Raw genomic sequence first — 22,375 nt, forward strand, 5'->3', positions numbered from 1 at the left:
GTGAGCCGACATGATACGCCGCGCTCCCCGACCGTCCGACCGCGCCGCGTCAAGGATTGATGTACTGGAACAGCGACATGCCCTGCATGGCCGTGAAGGTCTTCTGCGCGGCCTGCAGCGATACCTGCTGCTGCGAGAACTGCGAGATGGCGGAGGTGTAATCCACCGATTGCAGCTTCGAGATCTGCTCCTTCAACTGCTCGCCGTAGTTCGAGCCGCTGCTGTTGAGCGTGGTGAGCTGCGCCTGCTGCGTGCCCACCGTCACCTGCGCTTGCAGGGCGACCTGATAGGCATTGTCGAGATTGCCCTGCGCCGTCTGCACGGCCTTTTGCAGGTTGGCGACGTCGGTGGCCTGCGTGGCAGCGTTGATCGGGGTCGACAGCGCCGTGATCAGCTTCTCGTACGTCTTGAAGACGCTCTGATTGGCGTTCGGGTTGGACGCATCCGAGTTGGGGATGCGCACGAACACCGAATCGCCCGACACCGAATTCGGCATCGAGATGTTCTGCGAAACCTGCACCACGGGTGGCTGGCCGCTGCCGACGTATTGCACGGAACCGCCGGTGTTGGTGAACGGATCGGTCGTGCCGTTGGCGCCGCCAAACAGGGCTACGCCCGCGGCATCGCGCTGATTGGCCGTCGACAGCAGTTGCTGGTACTGCTGCTTGACCTGCGCCAGCACACCAACGCGCTGTGACTCCGTCATCAGCGAGGTGTTGGCGCCCACCAATGTCTGCTTGCCCTGCTGCAGCGTGGTCACCAGGTTGGTCAGCGCCGAAGACACGCTGGTCAGGCGCGCGTCGGTGGTGTCGCGGTTGGACTGGTATTGGTCGTTGGCGTCCTGCGTTTGCTGCAGTTGCGCCATCTGACCGAACGCGCTGGGGTTGTCGCCCGCACTGGTGAGCGCGATACCGCTCGCAATCTGCTGCTGCAGCGTAAGCAGGTTCGATTGCGTGTTCTGCATCGAAGCGGAAGACGCGGCAAAGAATTGGGCGCTACTGACTCGCATGATCGGTCCGGACGAAGGGCTTTAGGACGTTATCGGCAGGCGGGGCGTTTTCTTCAGCACTACCCATCAGCCGCCGGCAATCGACAGCAGGCTGCCAAACAGCGAATTGGCCGTCTGCATCACCTTGGCCGAAGCTTGGTAGGCCTGCTGATACTTCATCAGGTTCATCGCCTCTTCATCAAGGCTTACGCCCGACACCGACTGCTGCTGTTGCGTGGAACTGGCCAGCAGCGCCTTCTGCGAGGTCAGGTTGGTGCTGGCGCGGTTAGCCTGCACACCGACCTGGGTGACGAGGTTGTTCCAGGCCGAGCCGATCGAAGTCGTGCCGCCGTCCAGCAGGTTGCTGTTGCGCAGCTTGGCCAGCGCGCTGGCGTTGCGGTTGTCGGTGCTGTTGGCGGTATTGGCCGAAATGGCGAATGTGTCACCGTTGCCGGGCGAACCCGACAGCGTCATCTGTACGCCGTTGAACGCGTACGTCGCGCCCTGGGTGTACGGTGCAGTGCCGCCCGCGTACGTGGTCGACGTGCCACCCACCGTGACGGTGACGCTGCCCGGGAATCCCGACAGCGAGCCGCCAACGGCCGAGCTGTAAGTCAGGTTGATGGGCGAGGTGAGCGGCGAGCCGGCATACGTGCTGTCCACGCCCAGTGAAGACACCGTGGCGCTGCCCGTGTTGTTGCTGCCCTGGTTGAGCACCACGGGCGAGGCTGCGGCCACGTTGTGGTAGTCGGTGGTGAGCGTCTGCATGGTGGCGGCCGCGTTGGCGGTCGGGCGCACCAGGAAAGAGTCACCGCTGTTCATCGTGCCCGACAGGTTGAGCGTGACACCGTCGATCGTGGTCGGCCAGCTCGACACCGTTACGGAGGCGGAGCCGTCCGGATAGTGCGAAACGGTGTAGGCGCCGCCCTGGTACTTGACCTGGTAGTCGTAGCCCTGCCCCGCATTGGCGTTGGTGATGCTGGCGGTGAGCGAGCCGCTGCCGGTGTTGTTGGTGCTGGGCGCGACGCTCGGGTTGGCCACGGAGAAGAGGTCCGTGCCCATCTTGCCGTTGGCGTCCATGCCGAGTTTGTTCTGCGCGTTCACGTCGGCCGACACGGCCGTGGCCAGGCGGCCAAGGCTGTTCTGCGCCGGAATGAGCGTGTTGTTGCGGAAATCCATCAGGCCGCCCAGCGCCCCGCCGCCGAGCTGGCTGTCGTCGATGTTGACCGTGCCGCCCGGGCTCTTGTAGCCCACCGACAATTGCGTCGGGTCGTACTGCGACGGCACCGCCGTCAGCTGGTAGCTCTGGTTGCCCTGCACGAGCGCCTGGCCGTTGCCCACGTAGATGTTGAACTGGCCGTCGCCGGTCTGTACCACGCTGGCCTTGATCGACTGATTGAGCGTCTGGACAAGCTGGTCGCGCTGGTCGCGCAGATCGTTTGCCGGCTGACCGGTCGACGCTTCCGCCTTGGAAATCTGGTCGTTCAACGCGGCGATCTGCTGCGCGGTGCCATTGACCGCGCTGATCTGCGTCTGCACCTGCGTGTTGACCTGGCTGTTGAGCGAACTCAACTGGCCGGCAATCGAATTGAAGCGGCTTTGCAGGCCGGCTGCAGCGTTCAGGAAAACCTGGCGCGCGGTGGTGTCCGAAGGCTTGGAGGCCAGGCCATCGGCAGCGTTGAAGAAGCTGGTGAGCGACGAAGTCAGGCCGCTGTTGCTGTCCGACATGTACTTGCTCAGGCCCGACACCAGGCTGTTGAGCTGATCGGCTGCGCTGGTCGAGGCCTGACCGCTTTGCACCTGTGCCGTCAGGAACTGGTCGTAGATGCGCTTGACGGTCGTGACGTTGGCGCCCTGGCCGAGATAGCCCACGCCCGCGTAGAGCGGAATGTTTTCCGTCTGCACGGCTTCCTGGCGCGAATAGCCGGGCGTGCTGGCGTTGGCAATGTTGTTGCCGGTCACCTGCAGGTTGATATCGGCCACCCGCAGGCCGGACGCGCCAATATTCAGAAGGGAGCTGCTCATAGTTGTCTCGGTGCGGGCAGCACGAAGCCGCCGAAATAAGCTCTAGAAACAACATCGGCCGGACAAGAACAAACTTGAGCCGGCCGATGTTGCAAAATATGCTTACTAAGTCACTTAGGCGATCTGCTTGAGCACCGCCATGATCTTGTGGGCGTAGTTCGGATCGGTGGCGTAGCCTGCGCGCTGCAAGCCCTTGGCGAACGACGCCGCATCGTTGCCGTTGCCGGCTGCCACGACGTTGCTGTAGCGGGGGTTGTTGGCCAACAGATTGGCGTAGTCCTTGAACGCCTCGGCGTACGAGCTGTAGGCGCGGAACTTCTCCTGAACCTTGTGGGCGACGCCGCCAATGTATTCGGTGGTGGTCACCGTGGCGGTCTTGCCAGCCCACGAGCCACCGGCCTTGATGCCGAACAGGTTGTGCGTGTTCGTGCCGTCCTTTGCCTTGATCTCGCGGCGGCCCCAGCCCGACTCCAGCGCGGCATGGCCGATCATGAAGTTGGCCGGAATGCCGGTTTCCTGCGCGGCCTGCGATGCGTGGTCGATCAGCTTGTTGTAGAAGCTGCTCATGCGCTCGCCCCGCGGCTCCGACGCCACCGTCGACAGATCGACCTCGGGCGGCGCGCTTGGGCTCTGCGCCTGCGCGTCCGCCTGCTTGCGCAAGGCGGCCAGCGCACGCTGCACGCGTTCTTCCAGGCCCGGGCGGGGCACGGTGCTGATGCCCGAGCCGTCGTCTTCCGTGCCGGGCGCGACGGCTGCGGCCATGCTGTTGAGCGACGAACGGGCGATCGCCTTGGCGGCATCGCTAGTGGCACCGGCGGCCCCCGGCAGCGCGGTATTGGTCGCCGTCGTATTGGACAGCGCCGTATTCACCTTGCCACCCGCATCCGGGTTCACATGGTTGGCCTGACGCAGCATCTGCTTCAGAAGCTGGTCTGCCACGCCCACGCCGCGCGACGCCATGGTCTGCGACAGCTGCTGATCGAGCATCGACGTGTACATCTTGCTCGAAGACGAATCGAGCGGCCCGTTTTGCGGCGATGCATCGCGCATCTGCTTGAGCATCATGTTCACGAAGATCGCGTCGAACTGCTTGGCGACGGTCTTGGCCGCGCCAGTCGGATCGGTACGCGCCGTTTGCTTGAGCGACTCGAACCCGCGGGAATCGAGCGCCAGGCGGCTGGTGAGGTCGGTTTGGTTCATCGTGGCCTCCGCAGCGTCAGATGATTTCCAGGTCGGCGCGCAGCGCGTTGGCCGCCTTCATCGCCTGCAGGATCGAGATCAGGTCTTGCGGGTTGGCGCCAATCGCGTTGATGGCCTTGACCACATCCGCCAGGTTGGTGCCGCCCTTGACGTTGATGAGGCTGCCGCCTTGCTGCTTGACCTCGATGTTCGAGCGCGCGCCCGCCACCGTCTGCCCTTGCGAGAAGGGCGCGGGCTGGCTCACCACCGGGTCCGTGCTGATGGTGACCGACAGGCTGCCGTGCGCCACCGCGCAGGGCTCGAGCTTGACGAGCTGGTTCATCACCACTGAGCCCGTGCGGGCGTTGACCACCACGCGTGCCGCGGCCAGTGCCGGCGTTACGTCAATGTTCTGCAGCTTGGCCACGAAGCCGACGCGGTCCGACGCCAGGGCCGGTGCGCGCACGTTGATCGTGCGGCCGTCCGCGGCTTGCGCCGTATCGGTGCCGAATTGCTTGTTGATGGCGGTGACGATGTTCTGCACGGTGCCGAAATCCGTCGTGCCGGTATCGAGCTGGATGCTGCCGGCCTCGCCCACCGTGGCCTGCACGGCACGCTCCACCGTGGCGCCGTTGGCGATACGGCCCGCGCCGAGCTGGTTGATCTGCACCTTGCTGCCATTGGCCGATGCGCCCGCACCGCCAATCACCACGTTGCCCTGTGCCAATGCGTAGAGCTGGCCGTCCACGCCCTTGAGCGGCGTGAGCAGCAGCGTGCCGCCGCGCAGGCTCTTGGCGTTACCGATGGACGACACCGTCACGTCGATCGTCTGGCCCGGCCGCACGAAGGCGGGCAGCGTGGCCGTCACCACCACGGCGGCGGTGTTTTTGAGCTGGATGCTCGCGCCGGCCGGCACGTTGATGCCGAATTGCGTGAGCATGTTGTTGAAGCTCTGGACCGTGAACGGCGTCTGCGTGGTCTGGTCACCGCTGCCGTCCAGGCCGACGACAAGGCCGTAGCCGATCAGCGCGTTGTCGCGAACGCCGGCAACGGTGGTCAGATCCTTGATGCGGTCGGCGTGTGCCGTGCTCGGAACCACCGCCGAAATTGCGCTCAGTGCCACCAGGGCTGCGCCGATGATGCGATGCAAAGTCATGGCAGATTCCTCAGAACGGCGACACGGTCAGGAAGAACCGCGACAGCCAGCCCATCTGCTGCGACTCGGCCACATAGCCCGTGCCGCGATATTCCATGCGTGCGTCCGCCACCTGGGTGGACAGCACGGTGTTTTGATTGTTGACGGTCGTGGGGTTGACCACGCCCGAGAACTTGACCGACTCGGTGCCCTGGCCCACGGCGGTCTGCTTCTCGCCGCTGACCACCAGGTTGCCGTTGGAGAGCACCTCCACCACCGTCACCGTGATGGTGGCCGTGAAGTTGTTCTGCGCACCGTTGGCGCCCTTGCTGTCGAACTTGTTTGCGTCGCTGGCCGACACACCCAGCAGCGACAGCACGCCCGGGTTCATGCCAGCAAATGTCGGCACCGAAGCGGTCAAGCTGCCCGTGCGGTTGACGCTGCCCGAAGTCTGCTTGCTGGCCGCCGTGTTCTCGGTGATCACGATCGTGATCGTGTCGCCCACCATGTGCGCGCGGCGGTCTTCGAACATACCGCGAAACCCACCGCTGCCCGATGCCACTTCCTGGTAAATCGCCCCGCTCTGACGCGGCGCCATCACCGGCATCGGCGGGCGCGCGGTTGTCGGACCTTGCACGATCGGAGCCGGCGGCGGCAGCATGCCGCACGCCGTAGCGAGCAAGGCGGCCGTGCCAAGCACGACCAATCGAACGACTCGAACAGCTAGCACAGCGCGGCCGCTGTGCTTGCCATTCTGGAGCGAGTGAACCGGGGGGGTATGCATCGCACTACATCCTCAAAAACTGCGCTGTCCAGCTCAAAGCTGTGACAGCTTCTCCAGCATCTGGTCCGACGTCTGGACCGATTTGCTGTTGATCTCGTACGCGCGCTGCGTCTGGATCATGTTGACCATTTCTTCCACCACGTTCACGTTGGACGTTTCAACGTAGTTCTGGTTGAGCGCGCCCACACCGTTCGAGCCCGGGTTGGCCAGGTTGGCGGTACCCGACGCTTCGGTTTCGGCGTACAGGTTTTCGCCCATGCTGCGCAGGCCGGCCGGGTTGATGAAGTTGGCCAGCTGGAACGTGCCCACCTGCGTGTTGTTGACCGTGCCCGGCGTGGTGACCGTCACAACGCCGTCCTTGCCGATCGTCAGGCTGGTGGCGTTCTGCGGCACCGTCACGGCCGGCTGGACCGGGTAGCCGCTGGAGGTCACCAGCTGACCCTGCGCGTTGATCTGGAAGCTGCCGTCACGCGTGTAGGCCAGTGTGCCGTCGGGCATCTGCACCTGGAAGAAGCCGTTGCCGTTGATGGCCACGTCGGTCGAGTTGCCGGTCTGCTGCAGGTTGCCCTGCGTGTGCAGGCGCTCGGTGGCGACGATGCGCGTACCCGTACCGATCTGCATGCCCGAGGGCAGCGTGGTCTGTTGCGACGACTGCGCACCCGGCTCGCGCACGTTCTGATACAGCAAGTCTTCGAACACGGCGCGCGAGCGCTTGAAGCCCGTCGTGTTGACGTTCGCCAGGTTGTTCGAGATGACATCCAGCTGCGATTGCTGGGCGTCCATCCCGGTTTTGGAAATCCACAGGGAGCGAATCATGTTCGAGTCCTTGGTTGATTCAATTCAATGCGCCGGCCGTTCAGGCGTGGCGCAGCAGTTCATTGGCCGACTGGGCATTCGTGTCGCTCGTGTGCAGCGATTTCATCTGCATTTCGAGCTGGCGCGAGATTTCGATCATGTTGACCAGCGAGTCGGTCAGGTTGACGTTGCTGCCCTCCAGCGCCCCGCCGGTGATGCGGACTTTTTCATCCACGCCTGCGTCCTGGCCGTCGCGCTGGCGGAACAGGCCGTCCGCGCCGCGGTCGATGTTCGCCGGGTCGATGCTCACCAGTTTCAGTCGGCCCAGCGACACCGGCGGCGTACGGCTGTCGGCACTGATCGCGTTGACCGTACCGTCCTTGGCAAACTGCACCGTGGTGTTGGGCGGCAGCGTGATCGGACCGCCGTCGCCCAGTACGGGCTGGCCTGAGAGCGTCTGGATCGTGCCGTCCGGGCCCAGTTGGAACGTACCGGCGCGGGTGTAAGCCTCACCGCCATCCGGCGTCTGCACGGCAAAGAAGCCTTGTCCGTCGATGGCCACGTCCAGGCTGCGGCCAGTGGTCTCGATCGGGCCGGGCGCTAGGTCCGTACCGATGGCCGAGGCCATGACGTAGCTGCGCGTGGGCGAGCCCTCGCCTTGCACACCCACCGTATGGAACGCGTCGATCTGCGCCTTGAACCCGGTGGTGCTGGCGTTGGCGAGGTTGTTGGCGCTGGCAGCCTGCTGGTCGAACAGGTGCTTCACGCCGGTCATCGACACGTAGATCGAGCGGTCCATCGCGGGCCCCTATCAGCGCAAGCTGACCAGCGTCTGGAGGATGGTGTCCTCCGTCTTGATGGTCTGCGCATTGGCCTGGTACGAACGCTGCGCGACGATCATGTTGACCAGCTCGGCAGAAAGATCCACGTTCGACTGCTCGACGGCGGAGGACTGCAGCAGACCGAATGAGCCCATGCCGGGGGTGCCCAAGCCAGGCGCGCCCGAATTGGAGGTTTCCACCCACTGGTTGCCGCCGATGTTCTGCAGGCCTTCCGGCGCCTTGAAGTTGGCCATGGCGATCTGGCCCAGCACCGAGGTGCGGCCATTCGAATAGCGGCCCGTGATGGTGCCGTCGGTGCCCACCGAGTAGCTGGCCAGGCGCCCGGTGGCGTAGCCGTCTTGCGTGACGGTGGTGTCGTTGTAGCCGCCGCCGTACTGCGTGGTGCCCGTGAAGTCGATGTTGCTGATCGACATGCCAGTCGGCGTACCAAACGCGACTGCAACCTTGCTGGGCGACGAGGTCAACTGGCCGCTCGTGTTGAAGGTGAGCGATGTGACCGGGTTGCCGCCAGTGGGGTTGTTGCCGTCCACCTGCGAGTACACGTTCCAGCCGGTGCCGGTGCGCACGTAGTAGTTGGTCAGCATGTGCGCCGTGCCCGTGCCGTCGTACACCTGCTCCGACACGGAGTGGTTGAACGTGGCCGAGTTGGTGGCCGAAAACGGCGTGGTGGTCGGCACCGTGGCCGCGGCATCCAGGTTGATGGCGAACGCGGTGTTGGTGGTAGCCAGCGGCGCCAGGTCATTGACCGGAATCTGCAGCTTGGTCAGCACGGCCGTGTTGACCTTGCCGGTGGAGTCCACACCGTAGCCGGTCAGGTTCTGGCCGGTGGCGGAGATGACGTAGCCGTTCTTGTCGGTCTGGAACTGGCCGTTACGCGTGTACGACACCTGGCCGCTGCCCTGGTCGACCATGCGATAGAAGCCCGAGCCGTTGATGGCGATATCCAGCGGGTTGCCGGTGATGGTCACGTTGCCCTGCGTGAACGCTTGCGACACCTTGGTCACGCTCACGCCCTGCCCGATCTGGTTGTCGGAGGCACCGACCAGCGAGCGCGCATACACGTCGCCAAACTCGGCGGTCGACTTCTTGTAGCCGACAGTATTGGCGTTGGCCACATTGCTGCCGATGACGTCGAGGTTCTTGGAGGCGGCGTCGAGACCGCTGAGGCCTTGCTGGAATCCCATAGTGTTCTCCCGTAGAAGATAAAAGCGCGGGGTCTGCCCGCAGTTGACCCGTGTTTATTGAATCGATGCAACGTCGGACAGCTTGGCGGTTCCGCCAGAGGCCAGCACCAGCTGCATCGTGCCGTTGTTGATGGTGACGCCGGCCACCTTGTCGGTGCCCAGGGCGTTTGCCGTAACGACCTTCCCGCCCTGCGTGGCCGACACCTTGATGGAGTAGGCGCCGTCGGCAAGCTGATTGCCCTTGTCGTCCTTGCCGTTCCAGGTGTAGTTGCCGCTGCCGCCCCCCATCTGGCCGAGATCGACGGTGCGCACGGCCACGCCCGCAGCGTTCGTGACCGTGACGACGACGTCGTCGGCGCCGTTGGGCACCGAGACGCCGAAGTTGGCAGCCCCCGAGGCCAGCGTCAGGTTGTTGGTCGGCACCTGCACCGAGCGGCCGATCATCGACGACGCCTGCGTGGTCGCGTTCTGCGTGAGCATGCTCGACATCGTGGTGTTCAGCTGCTGGATGCCGTTCACAGTGTTGATCTGCGCAAGCTGCGAGGTCATCTGCGAGTTGTCCATCGGGTTGAGCGGATCCTGGTTCTTCAACTGCGCCACGAGCAGTTGCATGAACGTGTTCTGCAGGTCGCTGCCCTTGGTGATGGCAAGCTGGTTGCCGGAGGTCGTGCCCGCGGTGCTGGTCGTGTTGGTCGTTGAGCTGACGGTCATGTTCTTGTCTCGCTAGGAATGTGCCGCTTACTGGCCCAGGGTCAGAGCCTTGGAAGCCATCGTCTTGGTGGTGTTGGCGACTTCCACGTTGGCCTGGTACGAGCGCGACGCAGAAATCATGTTGACCATTTCGTCCACCACATCGACGTTCGGCATGGTCACGTAGCCGTCGGCATCGGCCAGCGGGTTGCCCGGCTGGTGCATGCGCTTCATGGGGGTGACGGTGTCTTCCACCACGCGGTCGACCGACACGCCGGTGGCGTAGTCGTCAGACTCCTGCGCGGGCGAGAACACCACCTGCTTGGCGCGGTACGCCTTGCCGTCCGGGCCCGTCACGCTTTCGGCGTTGGCCAGGTTGGAGGCGACCACGTTCATGCGCTTGGACTGCGCGGTGAGCGCGCTGCCAGCTACATCCATCACCTTGAATAGCGACATGTTGATTCCGATGTCTTCAAACACTGTTGCCGGCGCGGCTGCCGGACCGATCCGGTGTTCTGCATGGCGGCTTGCTCCGGACCGATCTTTCCCGGCCCGGAGCGCCACACAGTTCCCGCCCCTCTTTCGCCGCGCGTGATTGCTGCGCGGTCGTCTTAATGCCTGTCTGCTGCTCTTGCTGCTCTTGCTGCTCTTGCTGCTCTTGCTACGTCGCGCTAGCTGTTCTGAATCGCCGCCAGCATCGACTTGATCTTCTGCGTCACGATGCTCAGATCGGCCTCGTAGCGCACGGTGTTGTCGGCAAAGCGCATGCGCTCGCCGTCCATGTCCACCGTGTTGCCGTCGATGGACGGCTGCTGCGACGTGCGGTACTGCACCTCGCCCTGCAGCGCCTTGGTCTGCTGCGACAGCGATGCCTGCATCAGCGACACATCGCCGGCCGGCGCGCCATCCACACTCAGGTGGCCCGCAGCCGTTGCCGACATCGGCAGGCTGTTACCGCCTTGCTGGCCGACCGCCTTCTGCAGCGCCGACTGAAAGTCGAAGTCGCGTGCCTTGTAGTTGGGCGTATCGGCGTTGGCGATGTTCGAGGCCAGAATCTGGTGCCGCTGCGAGCGCAGGTGCAACGCCTGCTCCTGAAAACCGAACAACTGATCCAGCTTGTCGATCATGTCTGTCATTCCTTGCGCGTGGCGTCCTGGTGATTGCTGCCACCCGCCGGGGTTGCGTTCTGTCTTGCGTTTGCTTGTTGCGCGTTCCGTTCGGCAGGAGGGCCCGGCATCAGCGGCCCCTTCAAAACCGCCGATGCCGTCTCCAAAACCGCTGAACCGCTTGTCTTGCTGAGTTGCCGTCATGCAGCCTCAGTGGAAAAGACCTGTCTGCGAATCCAGAGGTTGGCCGGGAAACCTTCCACCGGGGCAGGCTGCACGGCCAGGAACCGCGCAACGCCAGGGACTTCACCACGTTGCAAAGTCTAGGGGCGGGTGTGCAACACCATTCGTTCGAATAAGGGGGGGATTGGCCGACATTTCCGCATTTGGCCCTCGCGCACGCGTGGCTACACTTCACCGGACTTTTGATGAAGGGGCTGTCCATGTCCACGCGGTTTGCACGCAGCGCGCACCACCCGATCCGATCTGCCGCCACGGCCATGCCGCTGGCCGCGCGCCAGCGCAAGCTGTTGCTGATCCTGGCGCTGGGCCTGCTGGCCAGCGTCGTTCATCCGATCCTGGCGCACGCTCAAGGCATGGTGCGCGTCGGCTATCCGCCGGCCCAGGCTGCAGTTGTGCAGCCGGCCCCGCAGCCCACCACCATCCAGGGCCCGAACGCCATTCAGATGCAGATTCAGCAACAGCTGCAGTCGCAACTCGACATCTTGGGCGGCACGAATGAGACGGGGGCGCCACGTGCTTCGGTGGAAGTTGGCCCCGTGGATGCACGCGTGGCCAACCAGCCTTGCGACCAGATCGACCTGATGCTGCCCGCGGCCAACCGCCTGCGCGGCCGTATACAAGTAGGCGTGCGCTGCCGTTCGCCGCATGCCTGGGCGGCCTGGGTGCCGGCCACGATTCAGATTACGGGGACGTATTACGTCGCCTCGCACCAGCTGTCGCCGGGCAAGACGCTCGATCTGGGCGATCTGGAGGCCCGTACGGGCGATCTCTCCACGCTGCCGGCGTCGGTCGTGCAGCAGCCGGCCGATGTGGTGGGGCATGTACTGCTCACCAGCGTGGCCGCCAACCAGCCGCTGCGCGCGGAAAGCCTGCGCCTGCCGATGGCGGTGCAGGCCGGCCAGACCGTCAAGCTCATCGCCGAGGGCGGTGGCTTCCAGGTCAGCAGCGACGGTCGGGCCTTGAACCAGGCCGCGGTGGGCCAAGTGGCCCAGGTGCGCACCGCCAACGGCAATGTCGTCTCGGGCATCGCACAGTCCGCCGGCGTCGTGGCGATCCAGTTTTAAGATCAAATTGATAACGGCGGATCACTTTTCTGCTGTGATGCGTAATCGATACCTGCCGCTAAAGTTTGGGCCGGGGTTGGCCGATATGGGTGTTAGGATGAACGCGCTCTTCGGAGACACCCGTGAAAATCAACCATATCGTGAACAACACGCCGGCCGTTGCGCCGACCAAGGACGCTGCGTCCGGGTCGACGCGCGCCACCGGCTCGTCCCCGGCCACCACGACGGCTTCGGGCACCACGCGCCACACTGGCGATTCGCCGTCGCTGTCGGTCCAACAAGTCTCGCGCCAAGTGGGCAGCGGCGACTTCGACGCCGCGCGCGTCGAGCAGATCCGCAGTGCCATTCAGAACGGCACGCTCAAGATGGATGCCGGCAAGATCGCCGATGCGGCGCTTTCCGACGCGCAATCGCTGCTCTCTACGCGCTCCAAGAAGGTCTGACGGGCGTTTCCCGTCGACCGTCCCCTGTATTTTCTGACGCCGCCGGTCCATTCGGACCGATCGCGGCGGGGCGCTGTGCCGGCCGGCGGCTGCCCAAGCTCCCAAGCCGAAGGTAGTCAACATGGACAACACACTGCTGATCCGCACCCTTGCCGACGAGCAGGAACTGCTGCGCGCCGCCACGCTCACCCTGGATGCTGAAGCGCAGGCGTTGCGCGATGGCGACATGGTCGAGCTCGAACGCATCACCCAGACCAAGCAAAAACAGCTCGCCGCCCTGGGCGAGGCCGACCGCGACCGCCGCCTGTGGTGGGCCCAGCATGGCGGGGCCGATCCGTACGGGCTGGTCAAATACCTGCGCACCGACGAAAACGCCAGCCGCCTGTTCGACGAGAACCTGGCCTTGGCCCGCCTGCTGCGCCAGCGCAACATCGACAACGGCACCCTGATCGACCTGCGCCTGCGCGCCACGCAGAACGCACTGTCTGTCCTGCATGCCGCAAACAACGGCGGCGGCACGCCCTACGGCCGTGATGGCAAACAGCCGCTGTCGATGCCGCGCTTCTCGGTGGTCGCGCAATAAGCCACCAGAACCCATCTTTTGAGCACAAAAGCCGCGCTTTACGCCCACGTCAATGGGCGTGAAGTGGGGCTAGCTGCTGCCGTCTGATCCTGCTATGTATAGAGGGGACTAGCACACCACCAATCGGGGTAAACAAAAAGGTTTACATCCCATTGATGGGTGCAACAAGCATGCTGGGGATTTATTCTGCGATTTCGGCGGAGTTAATCCTCCGCGCCTGGCGACATAAACAAGAAAAACCGGAAGGAAATTGCGCCTAATGGCGTGCCAAGGTTTCGGCCCGGCGGCACCGCACCGCGGTGACTGCCGGTTGAACGGGGAAATATACCGAGACCGCGCGCTAAAAGCATTTTCCATAGGCACGGCCGCATTCATTTTGGACCGCAGGTTCAAATATAGACGCGGCAACAAGCTGATTCCGGAAATGGACAAACAAACCATAACCAGACAGGCGGCGCAGTGAAATCAATCGTAGTGGAGGCACACCCTTTGGTGCGTGCCGGCGCGACCCATGTGTTGCAATCGCTGCCGGCCATTACCGAGGTGGTCAGCGTCGAGCCGGACGAAGCCCTCTTTGAAAATCTTGCGGCGCATGCGGACGCCGAATTGGCCCTGATCGGCCTGCCCTTGCCCGGCATCGACGATCTGCCGGCCCTCTCGCGGCTGCTGCAGCAGCCCCATCCCCGACACGTTGCCGTGCTTGGCGAAACCGATTCCGCCGCGCATGTGCGCACGCTGATGCAATTGAATGTTTCTGCATATCTGCTGAAAAGCTATTCCGGCAAATTGATTGCGGCAGCTTTGGAATTGGTGCTCGCGGGCGGCCGTTATGTGCCGGCATCGATTGTGCTGACACGGCCTGAAGCCAATGCGGCAGGTTCTTCCAGCGGAAATGGTAATGACGATTGCGCCTTGCTCGGCCTGACGCAGCGTCAATATGAAATTCTGGTCTTGCTCTCACGCGGGCATCCGGTCAAAACCATCAGCCGCATGCTGAGCATTTCCGAGGCGACAACAAAGGCGCATATCAACGCGCTGTATCGTCGGCTCGAAGTACGCAGCCGTACCGAGGCCGTCTTTGTTGCTACGCAGCGCGGCGCCATGCTGCTGAATCAGCCGAACATTGGAGCGGAGACCGCTTCGCCGCCCGCCCGGCCGCTGCGCCTGGCGCGCACAGGCTGACGCCAGCCCTGGCCGGTTGTCCACACGACAAAAAACGGCGCCCGGAATCCGGACGCCGTTGCACATGGCCGCCCACGCTGTCGAGACGCGGGCGGCGACAAGGAAAGCAGATCGCGAAAAGCTTAAAACTTTGCGCGGATGCCTACGCCGAAGGTGTCGGCCGTCGACAGATCCGACACCTTGTCGCGGAAATACGCCGCATACACATCGGTGCGCTTGGACAGCGAATAGTCGTAACCGACTGCCCAGGTGTTGCGCTTCACGTCTGCGGCGCCCGACGTCTTCGTGTACGCGTACGAGGCCAGGATGCTGCCCGGGCCGACCGGGATCGACACGCCGAGCTGGCCGCCGTTGCTCTTGGCGTCGCCCGTGCTGATCGTGTTCTTGATGTACTGGTATTGGCCGTACAGCTTGACCACGCCAAAGTCATACGTCGCGCCCAGCTGCCCCGCCGTCTGGCGCGAGAAGCCAGCCACCAGGCTGTTCAGATCGCCCGGCGCGCTGTCGTAGCGCACCTGCTGGAACGCCGCCGTGGCTGCAAAATTGCCGCGGAAGTACAGCAGGCTGCCGCCCCACTTGTTCTGGCCGTTGTGGCCGGCTTGCTCGCCTGCGCCGTAGATCAGGGTGCCCGTCAGGCCGCCCATGTCCGGCGTGGAATACATGATCGAGTTGTCCCAGCCCGAATCGCCCACCAGGCCCGAGATGCCCGCGGCGCCCGAACTGCCGTTGCCGAGGTAGGTGTGGAACACCATCGGCGAGAAGGTGTACGAATCGATGAACGGGTTAAACAGGATCGTCGAAACGAAGTACGGCGGCGTGTTGCGGCCGAGCTTGATCGAGCCCCAGGTGTTCGACTGCAGGCCGACAAACGAATTACGTGCGAAGAAGTGGTCGCCATCAAAGCGGCCGGACTTGCCCGTATCAGGGCGGAAGAACGCTTCCAGCGTGAAGATCGCCTTCAGGCCGTTGCCCAGATCTTCACTGCCCTTCAGGCCCCAGTACGACGTCGACATGCCGCCCGAGTTGACACCCCATGCGCGGTCCTGGCCCAGGTTCTTGGTGGCGCCGGCCCAGGCATCCACCTGGCCGTACAGCGTCACAGACGATTGGGCCTGCGCTGCGCCTGCGGTCAAACCGGCGGCGGCAGCCAGCACGGCCAGCGAAAAACGTCGCTTGAGTTGCATTGTTGAGTTCTCCCTCGTGTGGTTCCGTTGTGTTGAATCGACTGAATCAGCGTTGAGGCGGCAGGTGGCTCAATCCGCCGCCGCTGAGATGGCGCCGTGAATGCAACTGCCGTGCCAATACGTTGTCGGCAAAGCGTCGCTTCACAAATGAATACGTTTTCCTGGGAAGGGGCGCAGACTAGCTTGAATACCCCAGGCGGACAAGTCCCCATCGCGGGGTGTGTGGCGCCGTTTCTGCACCGGTCTGGCGCAGTGCGCTTTCAGTCGTTTTGAAGCACCCGGATGTCGACTTCGCGCGTGTAGCGCTCGGGCGAAAAATCGCAGTACGTGAGGGAAATCGGCGTGTCCGCCACGCTGTAGCCGATGCGGCGCACGCGCACCAGCGGCACGCCTGCATCCACGCCCAGCTGCGCAGCCTGGTGGGCGTCGGCCACACAAGCCAGCGGTGCCTCGCGCGAGCGCGCGATAGTCAGATTGGCGCGCTGAAACACCTGCACGAACAGGCGATCCTCAAAGTCGCGCGCCTCCAGCATCGCCGCCAGCCGCGACGTCAGCCAGGTACGCAGCAGCATGATGGGCTGCCCCGCCACCTGAGCACGGCGCTCGACAAACGCCACCTGTGCGCCCACCGACAGGTCGAGTGCGGCGGCCACGGTGTCGTCGGCCGCCTCCAGCCGGAATGCACTGACCGTATAGACGGCGCCCGGCACATATTCCAGCGCGGCGTCAGACTGGCCCGGCGCATACAGCACCGGCCGATGCGGCCCCACGCGATCGAGCACCACGCTGCGCTGCCCACGCGAACGCTTGAGCAGCCCGCGCGCCGCCAGCTCATTCAGCGTGCGGCGCGCCGTCAGACGGGATACACCGTAGCGCTGAGCGACTTCATTCTCGCTGGGTGCGATGCTGCCGGCCGGCAGCGCTCCGTGCAGGATGTCGAGCCGAATGCGGTCGGCCAGTTCGAGGTATTTAGGCAGGCGGGGCGTCATGCCGTCGTTATACATGAACGATCATCGCGCGCAGCAATGCAAATGGCCCACCGGACAGGTGGGCCATTTACGTTGCACGCTTGCGCGCGCCAGGTAGGGTCCGACAGATCAGGCGATCAGGAATTTATCGCGGTTCTTGCCGATCCAGGCCGGCGCACGGCCGCGGCCGGACCACGTCGCGCCGGTCTTCGGGTCGCGATACTTTGCCGGCACCGGCGCCTTCGCACCGGCACGGCGGCCGCGGCGCTGGGCCAGGCCCAGGTCTTCAGCGGTCAGACCATATTCGGCAACCGTCTGACGCACTTGCTGGATAACCGCTTCCAGTTCTTTGGCGCGCGCAGTTTCGATCTGCTCTTCCAGTTTGGCCTTTTGTGCAATCAATTCCTTGTATGTCGCCATATGCGCTCCCGTTAAATTCTGGTGTGAAATCTGGTCTGGATCAGATATTAGATCAATTGTATTCATAACTGAAATCAAATTTCAACGTTTTTGATCGTGACCCGTCAAACCGCCCCACTAAGCCAGACATCAACTCATGCCACACCGGATGCTCAGTTTCAACCGGAAAGTCGGATTGACGCATCGGATTAGCGTACGCGATGATGTAAGGCCGCAAACTGGTATCGCGCTGTATTTCAGTGCCACCACCATAGCAAGCGCTGCCGGGTCCCGCAATTCCCGCTTGCGCCGCAGGCGGCAAACTGCAGCATCGCAGCAGTACAGCGAACGCAATATCAATTCATGCGCAAGCCTCCGGCCAGGCATGCCATTGCACCGCGATGGCATGCCATTTGGCGGGGGCGGTAAAACGATTCAAAGCACCCCCCTCTTGGTTGCAGTTGGATGAGACAACGATGAATTCGCCCTTACCGCGTCGTTTTTACTATCTGCTTTTGGTCTTTGGCGTACTGGCAGGCACGCTGTTTGTCGCCGCGACTGTTTTCTTTCCAGAACGTTCGGTCGAACGGATCAGCGCTTATTTCATCCTGACAACGGGAACATGCGTGTTGATGTGTGCAATCGGGTTGACACTGACGCATCGCTGGATCGAGCAGCATTTCGCCGCCCAGGAAAGTGAACATGGCCCGCATGCCCAAATGGAACCGTCGCTCGCACCAGACCCGCAGCCAATCGTTTTGAAACCTGCGCGACAAATCAACAACAGCGCGTCCGACAAAACGCATTCAAAATGTGTTGTATCGACCACAAACTAGATTTTGCGCCGCGCACGACTTTTGCGCATTATGAAGACCATTGCCTCTGACTTCCGGTAGCCGGCGTTCTCGCGGCCAGTGTCGCCCGAAGTCCGTGCTGACAGAGATGCCGGGCAATGCCTCAGTTGGAGCGTGGGATGCCAGACGAAATTTCCTACCCGTTGTCGGCGCAAAGCCTTCCGGTTCCGCTCTATGTGGTGCTCGAAGGCCGCATCGTCTTTGCCAATGCAGCCGGCGTTTGCATGGTGCGGGCGCTGTCCTCCGACCAACTGCTCGGCGAGCCCTTCTCGCGCTTCTTCCAGGACATTCCCGCATGGCTGGAGGCCCTTACCGGAGAAGACGCCGATGCGACGCAGCCCGATGCTCGGGCCATTCCGGCGGCACAGCTCGTCTCCGCACTTTCTGCCGGTGATTCCAACGAGGTGGTCAGCGTCAGGCTGACGGTGACGCCAACCCGCTTTGATGGGCTGCCAGCGCAGCAGGTGGTCGTGCACGGATTGCCGCTGCCGCTCGATGCGCAATTGCCGGGCAAGGCCGGCGAGCGCGTGCTGAGCGCCGAAGCCATCGGTGCCGCGTTACCGCACGAGCATCTCGATCATCTGCTTTCCACGCTGCCTTCCGCCGCCTCGCTCGGCGAGCGGCTGCATGCTGCGCTGCGGGCGCTGGAGGCTGCCTTGTCGTCGGCGCTGTGCATGGTGGTGCGTGTCGTCTCCGGGCGGGCAAGGCTCTACGGCACGCAGCGCGCACGGGCGAAGCTGGCATTGCGCGACGACCACGCGGCGCACCTGCCCACCGCGGCACAGGGTGAGTTCGATATCGAACTGGCTCGCATCGCGCCGCTGCTCAATGAGCTGGCGCCCATCGAACTGGTTCACGAAGCCAATGCGCCCACGGCTTTGCACGAAGCACTCGTCCGCGTGTTGGACACCGCGCATCCGACATGGCTGTGCCGCATCCCGGCCCAACATGGCGGCATGGCCGTCGCCGATGATCTGCTCTGCCTCTTCTTCCCAACTGCCAACCCGCCCGACGACGCAACGCTGCGCGCAGACTGCGGCCGCTACATCGCGGCCCTGGTCAAGCTGCTGCGCCTGGAGAATGAATATCGCCAGTCCCGCGAGCTGCGCGATCAGTATCGGCTGGTGGTCAACCATCTGAGCGAAGGCGTGCTGACGCTGTCCACCGACGGCCGCGTGCTTTCGTACAACCGCAGCGCGGCCGAGATCCTGCGCATGTCGGGCGCGTCATGGAAAGGCCGCCCGCGTGTGGCATTGAACGACATGATGTTGGGTGAAGACGGCGCCATCCTGCCGCGCGCCGCATGGCCCTCCACCCTGGCGGCCCGCACGGGGCGAGCGATCAGCAACGTCGTCGTGGGCGTGCCGGCCGGCAATGGGCAGATCGTGTGGCTGCGTGAATCGGTGCTGCCGATGTTCTCGCCGGACAGCGCATCCCCGCACGCGGTGCTGGTCATCTTTACCGACATCACGGCCGAGCGTTCCGCCTACGAGCAGCTGCGCCTGCTGGAGACCAAGGATTCGCTCACCGGCCTGCCCAATCGCGCGGCGTTCATCGAGCGGCTCGATGCGCGGCTGGCGCTGCCGTCCACCGGGGAATCCGCGCTGCTGTATATCGGGCTGGACCACTTCAAGACCGTGAATGAGGCGATGGGGCACCACATGGGCAACCAGGTGCTGAACATGGCGGCGCAGCGCATCCGCGGCCAGGCGGGCCAGCGCGCGCTGCTGGCACGCCTCGGTGGCGACCAGTTCTGCGTGGCCATCGATGACCCGAACGCTGCCGACACGCTCGCACAACAGGTGCTCGACGCGCTGGCCCGCCCCTTCACCGGTGGCGAACGTGAAGTGCACCTGTCGGCCAGCATCGGTGTGGCGGCCTACCCGGAAGACGGCGGCGATGCGGCCACGCTGGTCAGCCATGCCGAAGCCGCCATGTACCGCGCCAAGGAAAACGGGCGCAACCGCATCACGCGGTATTCGCGCGCGCTGGAAACACAGATGCTGCGCCGCTTCACACTCAACGAGCGCATGCGGCGTGCGCTGGCGCGCGGTCAGGTGCGGCTGGTGTATCAGCCGAAGTACGCACTCGACTCAGGCGAACTGGTGGCGGTTGAAGCGCTGATGCGGTGGTCCGACCCCGAACTGGGCGCAGTGTCGCCCTCCGAGTTCATCGACGTGGCAGAAGAGTCGGGCTACATCCTCGAACTTGGCCGCTGGGCACTCATGCAAGCCTGCGCGCAGGGCGAGGCATGGGCACGAAAGTTCGGCTTCACGGGGCGCATGGCGGTGAATGTGTCCGCGCGGCAATGCGATGCGGGCGTGATCGAGCGCGACGTCGATGAAGCGCTCAAGGCTTCGGGCATGGCGCCCGGCCGGCTGGAACTGGAACTGACGGAAAGCGTGCTGCTGGCCGACCGGCAATCGACACAGCGCCTGCTCATGAGCCTGGCCGCGCGGGGCGTGCGCATCTCGCTCGATGATTTCGGCATCGGGTTCTCGTCGCTGTCGTATCTGCGCAGCTTGCCAATCCACAACATCAAGATCGATCGTTCGTTCATCAGCGGCGTGCCTGGGGTGCCCGACTGCGTGGCGCTCACCAAGACCATCATCGCGATGGCCCGCGCGCTGAATATGACGGTCACGGCCGAAGGTGTGGAAACCCCGGAGCAAACGGCTTTCCTGACTGCACATGCGTGCGACGAAGTGCAGGGCTTCCTGTTTGGACGTCCGCTGGAAGTGTCGGCACTGGAAGAATTGCTGCGCACCCGAAGCCGCGCACAGGTATAAAAAAACGGACCCGAAGGTTTAACCCCGGGTCCGTTTCTTTTTGAGTCGACGCGCAGGTCGAACCGAAATCAACGCGTCGATACGTTGCCCACCAGGCCGCCCAGTGCGGCACCGCCCAGCGTGGCACCCGGGCCGCCAATCAAAGCAGCGCCGGCCAACCCGCCCACACCCGCACCAATGGCGGTATTGCGTTGACGTGCCGTCATGTCGGCACAGCCGGTGGCGGTCAGCAACGTCGCACCGGCCAGCAGAATCGTCAGTACCCGAACCATGTTTTTCTCCTTGAATGCGTCGGTCGCGATCAAGCCATCGCGTATCGGGAGTTTGGACAACGAGTGCCGGACTTGCTGTTTCAAGTTGTAATCAATCGTTGCAATGTGCAGGGCGGGCGCGTCTGAGAGGCCGTGCCGCATTCGCAAGCAGCGCCGACCAAAAGCCGTCGCCACGCCGCTCGGATGGTGTTTCCCACAGACTTATCCACATGTTCTGTGCATAACCGGCGCCACCTCCCGAGACCCAACCCACAAAAGGGCTTGACGGGTTTGGGCAAACATGCAACGCACGTAAAACCTGCGCACCCGCACAAAGTTATCCACATTCGGCAGCCCTGTTACATCGTGCAACAAACCCTTTTCCGTCAACTGCTTGCGGGGGGTTTTGCAAGCGGTGTGCGCGTTGCTGTGGACAAGTGGGGTTGGCCGGAAACGCGGCTCTTGTTAGCCAATCTTCGCAGGACCGCCCGCCTGAGCCCCGAACACCCCATGCCCACGGGCAAACGTTCGATCAGCGGGCCAGATCGGCCGGCGTGTCGACGTCGCGCAGGATGCCGGCATCATCGGTCTCGATGGAGATGAGCTTGGCAGGATCGATCAGCCGCCGCGCGCCCTCGTCGCCGTCGAGCGCTGTCAGGCCCGCGAAGAAGTCGGCCCCGAAGCCGATCGGGTGGCCCCGCTGGCCGGCATGAAAGAGCGCAACGCAACCGTGTGGATCCACTGCGTTGGCGACTTGGGTGATGGTCTCAGGGGCAATCCATGGCATGTCGGCCAGGGCGATGATCCACCCGCCGGCTTGCGGGCGTGCGGCTACGCCGGCAGCCAGGCTGGCGCCCATGCCACGTGCAGCATTGGGACAGCGCAAGACTTCGCAGCCGGCCTCGGCCAACAGCGTTGCCAGTTGATCGACCTGTGCGCCATGCGTGGCGGCGGCGGGCACCACTGCCACCACGTCGCTCAGCGCCTGCATCAGGTGCCGCGCGGCCTGCACCGCCACGGGGGTTCCATCGGGCAGCGGGGCAAGCAGCTTGTTGGCCACGCCCGCCGCGTCGAACCGGCTGCCGCGGCCCGCGGCCAGCAACACACCAACAACAGGCCGCTGCGGCATCAGACCACCTCGGTCTTGAGCGTGACTTCCACGTTGTTACGCGTGGCGTTCGAATACGGGCACACCTGGTGCGCCTGGGCCACCAGTTTCTCGGCATCGGCTTGCGACAGACCGCTGATCCGTGCGGTCAGGCCCACCTTCAGGCCGAAACCGCCTTCCTCGCGCGTACCGATACCCACATCGCAGTGGATTTCGATGTTGCTCGGGTTGAGCTTGAGCATGCTCTTGGCGACAAAGTCGCACGCCGAGCCGAAGCACGCGGCATAGCCGGCGGCAAACAGGTCTTCGGGCGTGGTGGTATTGGGCTTGCCGGGGCCGCCCATGGCCTTGGGCACCGACAGGTCGTGCGAGACCTGGCCGTCTTCGGTTTGCGTGTGGCCGTTGCGGCCACCTGTGGCCTTGGCGTGGGCGGTGTACAGGATATTCAATGCCATGACATGCTCCTCCGGTGGGTGAACGACGCAATCGCGGACGCAAGAATCGGTCCGCAAAACTGGGAGATACGAGGCTGCAAGAACAAGAAAGCCGGCACACAGGACTGCATGCCGGCTTCCATCA

At 63.8% G+C, this 22,375-nt stretch carries 23 protein-coding genes; 6 read left to right on the top strand and 17 right to left on the bottom strand.

All coding sequences use genetic code 11. The features are described 5' to 3' along the window. Positions 1-49 precede the first annotated feature (49 nt). From flgL to flgB, 11 genes are all read right to left on the bottom strand, one after another. Entirely contained in the window at positions 50-1,009 is a 960-nt protein-coding gene (gene flgL / locus RP6297_RS17405; protein ID WP_009240005.1) for a flagellar hook-associated protein FlgL, read from the bottom strand. A 66-nt stretch (positions 1,010-1,075) separates the two neighbouring features. Continuing rightward, positions 1,076-3,013 (bottom strand): flagellar hook-associated protein FlgK, encoded by a 1,938-nt coding sequence (gene flgK / locus RP6297_RS17410; RefSeq protein WP_009240006.1) that lies wholly within the window; start codon positions 3,011-3,013, stop codon positions 1,076-1,078. 114 nt (positions 3,014-3,127) lie between these two features. Then, positions 3,128-4,213: a flagellar assembly peptidoglycan hydrolase FlgJ gene (flgJ, locus tag RP6297_RS17415; RefSeq protein WP_009240007.1), complete on the bottom strand. Its 1,086-nt coding sequence runs from the start codon at positions 4,211-4,213 to the stop codon at positions 3,128-3,130. A gap of 16 nt (positions 4,214-4,229) precedes the next feature. Further along, positions 4,230-5,348: a flagellar basal body P-ring protein FlgI gene (locus tag RP6297_RS17420; protein WP_009240008.1), complete on the bottom strand. Its 1,119-nt coding sequence runs from the start codon at positions 5,346-5,348 to the stop codon at positions 4,230-4,232. 10 nt (positions 5,349-5,358) lie between these two features. Beyond that, positions 5,359-6,111, bottom strand: a complete 753-nt coding sequence (locus RP6297_RS17425; RefSeq protein WP_009240009.1) for a flagellar basal body L-ring protein FlgH — start codon at positions 6,109-6,111, stop codon at positions 5,359-5,361. Positions 6,112-6,144: 33 nt separating this feature from the next. Further along, positions 6,145-6,927, bottom strand: a complete 783-nt coding sequence (gene flgG, locus RP6297_RS17430) for a flagellar basal-body rod protein FlgG (protein ID WP_009240010.1) — start codon at positions 6,925-6,927, stop codon at positions 6,145-6,147. A gap of 40 nt (positions 6,928-6,967) precedes the next feature. Next, the gene (gene flgF, locus RP6297_RS17435) at positions 6,968-7,705 is read right to left on the bottom strand and encodes a flagellar basal-body rod protein FlgF (protein ID WP_009240011.1); all 738 of its coding nucleotides are present in this window, start codon (positions 7,703-7,705) and stop codon (positions 6,968-6,970) included. A gap of 12 nt (positions 7,706-7,717) precedes the next feature. Continuing rightward, entirely contained in the window at positions 7,718-8,932 is a 1,215-nt protein-coding gene (flgE, locus tag RP6297_RS17440) for a flagellar hook protein FlgE (protein WP_009240012.1), read from the bottom strand. Positions 8,933-8,986: 54 nt separating this feature from the next. After that, entirely contained in the window at positions 8,987-9,643 is a 657-nt protein-coding gene (locus RP6297_RS17445; RefSeq protein ID WP_009240013.1) for a flagellar hook assembly protein FlgD, read from the bottom strand. Between the two features lie 27 nt (positions 9,644-9,670). After that, positions 9,671-10,078, bottom strand: coding sequence for a flagellar basal body rod protein FlgC (gene flgC, locus RP6297_RS17450; RefSeq protein WP_004631403.1), 408 nt, complete (start codon positions 10,076-10,078; stop codon positions 9,671-9,673). Positions 10,079-10,293: 215 nt separating this feature from the next. Next, complete coding sequence (flgB, locus tag RP6297_RS17455) at positions 10,294-10,749, bottom strand: flagellar basal body rod protein FlgB (protein ID WP_009240014.1); 456 nt, start codon at positions 10,747-10,749, stop codon at positions 10,294-10,296. Positions 10,750-11,171: 422 nt separating this feature from the next. On the opposite strand from flgB, the gene flgA reads away from it, so the two are divergent. From flgA to RP6297_RS17475, 4 genes are all read left to right on the top strand, one after another. Further along, positions 11,172-12,035, top strand: coding sequence for a flagellar basal body P-ring formation chaperone FlgA (gene flgA / locus RP6297_RS17460; RefSeq protein ID WP_037028891.1), 864 nt, complete (start codon positions 11,172-11,174; stop codon positions 12,033-12,035). Positions 12,036-12,157: 122 nt separating this feature from the next. Next, positions 12,158-12,478, top strand: coding sequence for a flagellar biosynthesis anti-sigma factor FlgM (gene flgM, locus RP6297_RS17465; protein ID WP_009240016.1), 321 nt, complete (start codon positions 12,158-12,160; stop codon positions 12,476-12,478). A gap of 121 nt (positions 12,479-12,599) precedes the next feature. Further along, positions 12,600-13,061 (top strand): flagella synthesis protein FlgN, encoded by a 462-nt coding sequence (locus RP6297_RS17470; protein ID WP_009240017.1) that lies wholly within the window; start codon positions 12,600-12,602, stop codon positions 13,059-13,061. 459 nt (positions 13,062-13,520) lie between these two features. Beyond that, entirely contained in the window at positions 13,521-14,243 is a 723-nt protein-coding gene (locus tag RP6297_RS17475; protein WP_080725241.1) for a LuxR C-terminal-related transcriptional regulator, read from the top strand. Between the two features lie 122 nt (positions 14,244-14,365). Here RP6297_RS17475 and RP6297_RS17480 read toward each other — a convergent pair whose 3' ends face one another. From RP6297_RS17480 to RP6297_RS17490, 3 genes are all read right to left on the bottom strand, one after another. After that, positions 14,366-15,427 carry a porin gene (locus tag RP6297_RS17480; protein WP_009240019.1) on the bottom strand — a complete coding sequence of 354 codons (1,062 nt, stop codon included), beginning with the start codon at positions 15,425-15,427 and terminating at the stop codon, positions 14,366-14,368. Between the two features lie 260 nt (positions 15,428-15,687). Further along, a complete protein-coding gene (locus RP6297_RS17485) occupies positions 15,688-16,416 on the bottom strand; it encodes a GntR family transcriptional regulator (protein WP_037028890.1) in 729 nt (242 codons plus the stop codon). A 108-nt stretch (positions 16,417-16,524) separates the two neighbouring features. Continuing rightward, positions 16,525-16,815, bottom strand: a complete 291-nt coding sequence (locus tag RP6297_RS17490) for an H-NS histone family protein (RefSeq protein WP_009240021.1) — start codon at positions 16,813-16,815, stop codon at positions 16,525-16,527. Positions 16,816-17,270: 455 nt separating this feature from the next. On the opposite strand from RP6297_RS17490, the gene RP6297_RS17495 reads away from it, so the two are divergent. Together RP6297_RS17495 and RP6297_RS17500 are read left to right on the top strand one after the other, a co-directional pair. Next, positions 17,271-17,630, top strand: coding sequence for a hypothetical protein (locus tag RP6297_RS17495; protein WP_037028647.1), 360 nt, complete (start codon positions 17,271-17,273; stop codon positions 17,628-17,630). A 137-nt stretch (positions 17,631-17,767) separates the two neighbouring features. After that, positions 17,768-20,437: a putative bifunctional diguanylate cyclase/phosphodiesterase gene (locus tag RP6297_RS17500; protein ID WP_037028644.1), complete on the top strand. Its 2,670-nt coding sequence runs from the start codon at positions 17,768-17,770 to the stop codon at positions 20,435-20,437. A 68-nt stretch (positions 20,438-20,505) separates the two neighbouring features. On the opposite strand, the gene RP6297_RS17505 is transcribed toward RP6297_RS17500, so the two are convergent. The 3 genes from RP6297_RS17505 to RP6297_RS17515 form a co-directional block, all read right to left on the bottom strand. Further along, on the bottom strand, positions 20,506-20,709 hold the full coding sequence (locus RP6297_RS17505) for a hypothetical protein (protein ID WP_009277078.1): 204 nt from the start codon (positions 20,707-20,709) through the stop codon (positions 20,506-20,508). A gap of 511 nt (positions 20,710-21,220) precedes the next feature. Continuing rightward, positions 21,221-21,817, bottom strand: a complete 597-nt coding sequence (locus tag RP6297_RS17510) for a nucleotidyltransferase family protein (protein WP_009240024.1) — start codon at positions 21,815-21,817, stop codon at positions 21,221-21,223. Further along, entirely contained in the window at positions 21,817-22,251 is a 435-nt protein-coding gene (locus RP6297_RS17515) for an organic hydroperoxide resistance protein (protein ID WP_009240025.1), read from the bottom strand. Before RP6297_RS17515 ends, RP6297_RS17510 begins: the two co-directional genes overlap by 1 nt. Positions 22,252-22,375: the final 124 nt, after the last annotated feature.

Origin of the sequence: Ralstonia pickettii (genome assembly GCF_016466415.2) — a bacterium.
In the GTDB taxonomy this organism is placed as follows: Bacteria; Pseudomonadota; Gammaproteobacteria; order Burkholderiales; family Burkholderiaceae; genus Ralstonia; species Ralstonia pickettii.

Bases quoted from the DNA above. Each gene is read 5' to 3' on its own strand.
- flgG (WP_009240010.1), bottom strand. From the start codon at position 6,927: ATGATTCGCTCCCTGTGGATTTCCAAAACCGGGATGGACGCCCAGCAA.
- RP6297_RS17480 (WP_009240019.1), bottom strand. From the start codon at position 15,427: ATGCAACTCAAGCGACGTTTTTCGCTGGCCGTGCTGGCTGCCGCCGCC.
- flgE (WP_009240012.1), bottom strand. From the start codon at position 8,932: ATGGGATTCCAGCAAGGCCTCAGCGGTCTCGACGCCGCCTCCAAGAAC.
- RP6297_RS17445 (WP_009240013.1), bottom strand. From the start codon at position 9,643: ATGACCGTCAGCTCAACGACCAACACGACCAGCACCGCGGGCACGACC.
- RP6297_RS17500 (WP_037028644.1), top strand. From the start codon at position 17,768: ATGCCAGACGAAATTTCCTACCCGTTGTCGGCGCAAAGCCTTCCGGTT.
- RP6297_RS17470 (WP_009240017.1), top strand. From the start codon at position 12,600: ATGGACAACACACTGCTGATCCGCACCCTTGCCGACGAGCAGGAACTG.
- RP6297_RS17485 (WP_037028890.1), bottom strand. From the start codon at position 16,416: ATGACGCCCCGCCTGCCTAAATACCTCGAACTGGCCGACCGCATTCGG.
- flgJ (WP_009240007.1), bottom strand. From the start codon at position 4,213: ATGAACCAAACCGACCTCACCAGCCGCCTGGCGCTCGATTCCCGCGGG.
- RP6297_RS17495 (WP_037028647.1), top strand. From the start codon at position 17,271: ATGAATTCGCCCTTACCGCGTCGTTTTTACTATCTGCTTTTGGTCTTT.
- RP6297_RS17490 (WP_009240021.1), bottom strand. From the start codon at position 16,815: ATGGCGACATACAAGGAATTGATTGCACAAAAGGCCAAACTGGAAGAG.
- flgA (WP_037028891.1), top strand. From the start codon at position 11,172: ATGTCCACGCGGTTTGCACGCAGCGCGCACCACCCGATCCGATCTGCC.
- flgF (WP_009240011.1), bottom strand. From the start codon at position 7,705: ATGGACCGCTCGATCTACGTGTCGATGACCGGCGTGAAGCACCTGTTC.
- flgK (WP_009240006.1), bottom strand. From the start codon at position 3,013: ATGAGCAGCTCCCTTCTGAATATTGGCGCGTCCGGCCTGCGGGTGGCC.
- flgB (WP_009240014.1), bottom strand. From the start codon at position 10,749: ATGATCGACAAGCTGGATCAGTTGTTCGGTTTTCAGGAGCAGGCGTTG.
- flgL (WP_009240005.1), bottom strand. From the start codon at position 1,009: ATGCGAGTCAGTAGCGCCCAATTCTTTGCCGCGTCTTCCGCTTCGATG.
- flgC (WP_004631403.1), bottom strand. From the start codon at position 10,078: ATGTCGCTATTCAAGGTGATGGATGTAGCTGGCAGCGCGCTCACCGCG.
- RP6297_RS17510 (WP_009240024.1), bottom strand. From the start codon at position 21,817: ATGCCGCAGCGGCCTGTTGTTGGTGTGTTGCTGGCCGCGGGCCGCGGC.
- RP6297_RS17515 (WP_009240025.1), bottom strand. From the start codon at position 22,251: ATGGCATTGAATATCCTGTACACCGCCCACGCCAAGGCCACAGGTGGC.
- RP6297_RS17420 (WP_009240008.1), bottom strand. From the start codon at position 5,348: ATGACTTTGCATCGCATCATCGGCGCAGCCCTGGTGGCACTGAGCGCA.
- RP6297_RS17425 (WP_009240009.1), bottom strand. From the start codon at position 6,111: ATGCATACCCCCCCGGTTCACTCGCTCCAGAATGGCAAGCACAGCGGC.
- RP6297_RS17505 (WP_009277078.1), bottom strand. From the start codon at position 20,709: ATGGTTCGGGTACTGACGATTCTGCTGGCCGGTGCGACGTTGCTGACC.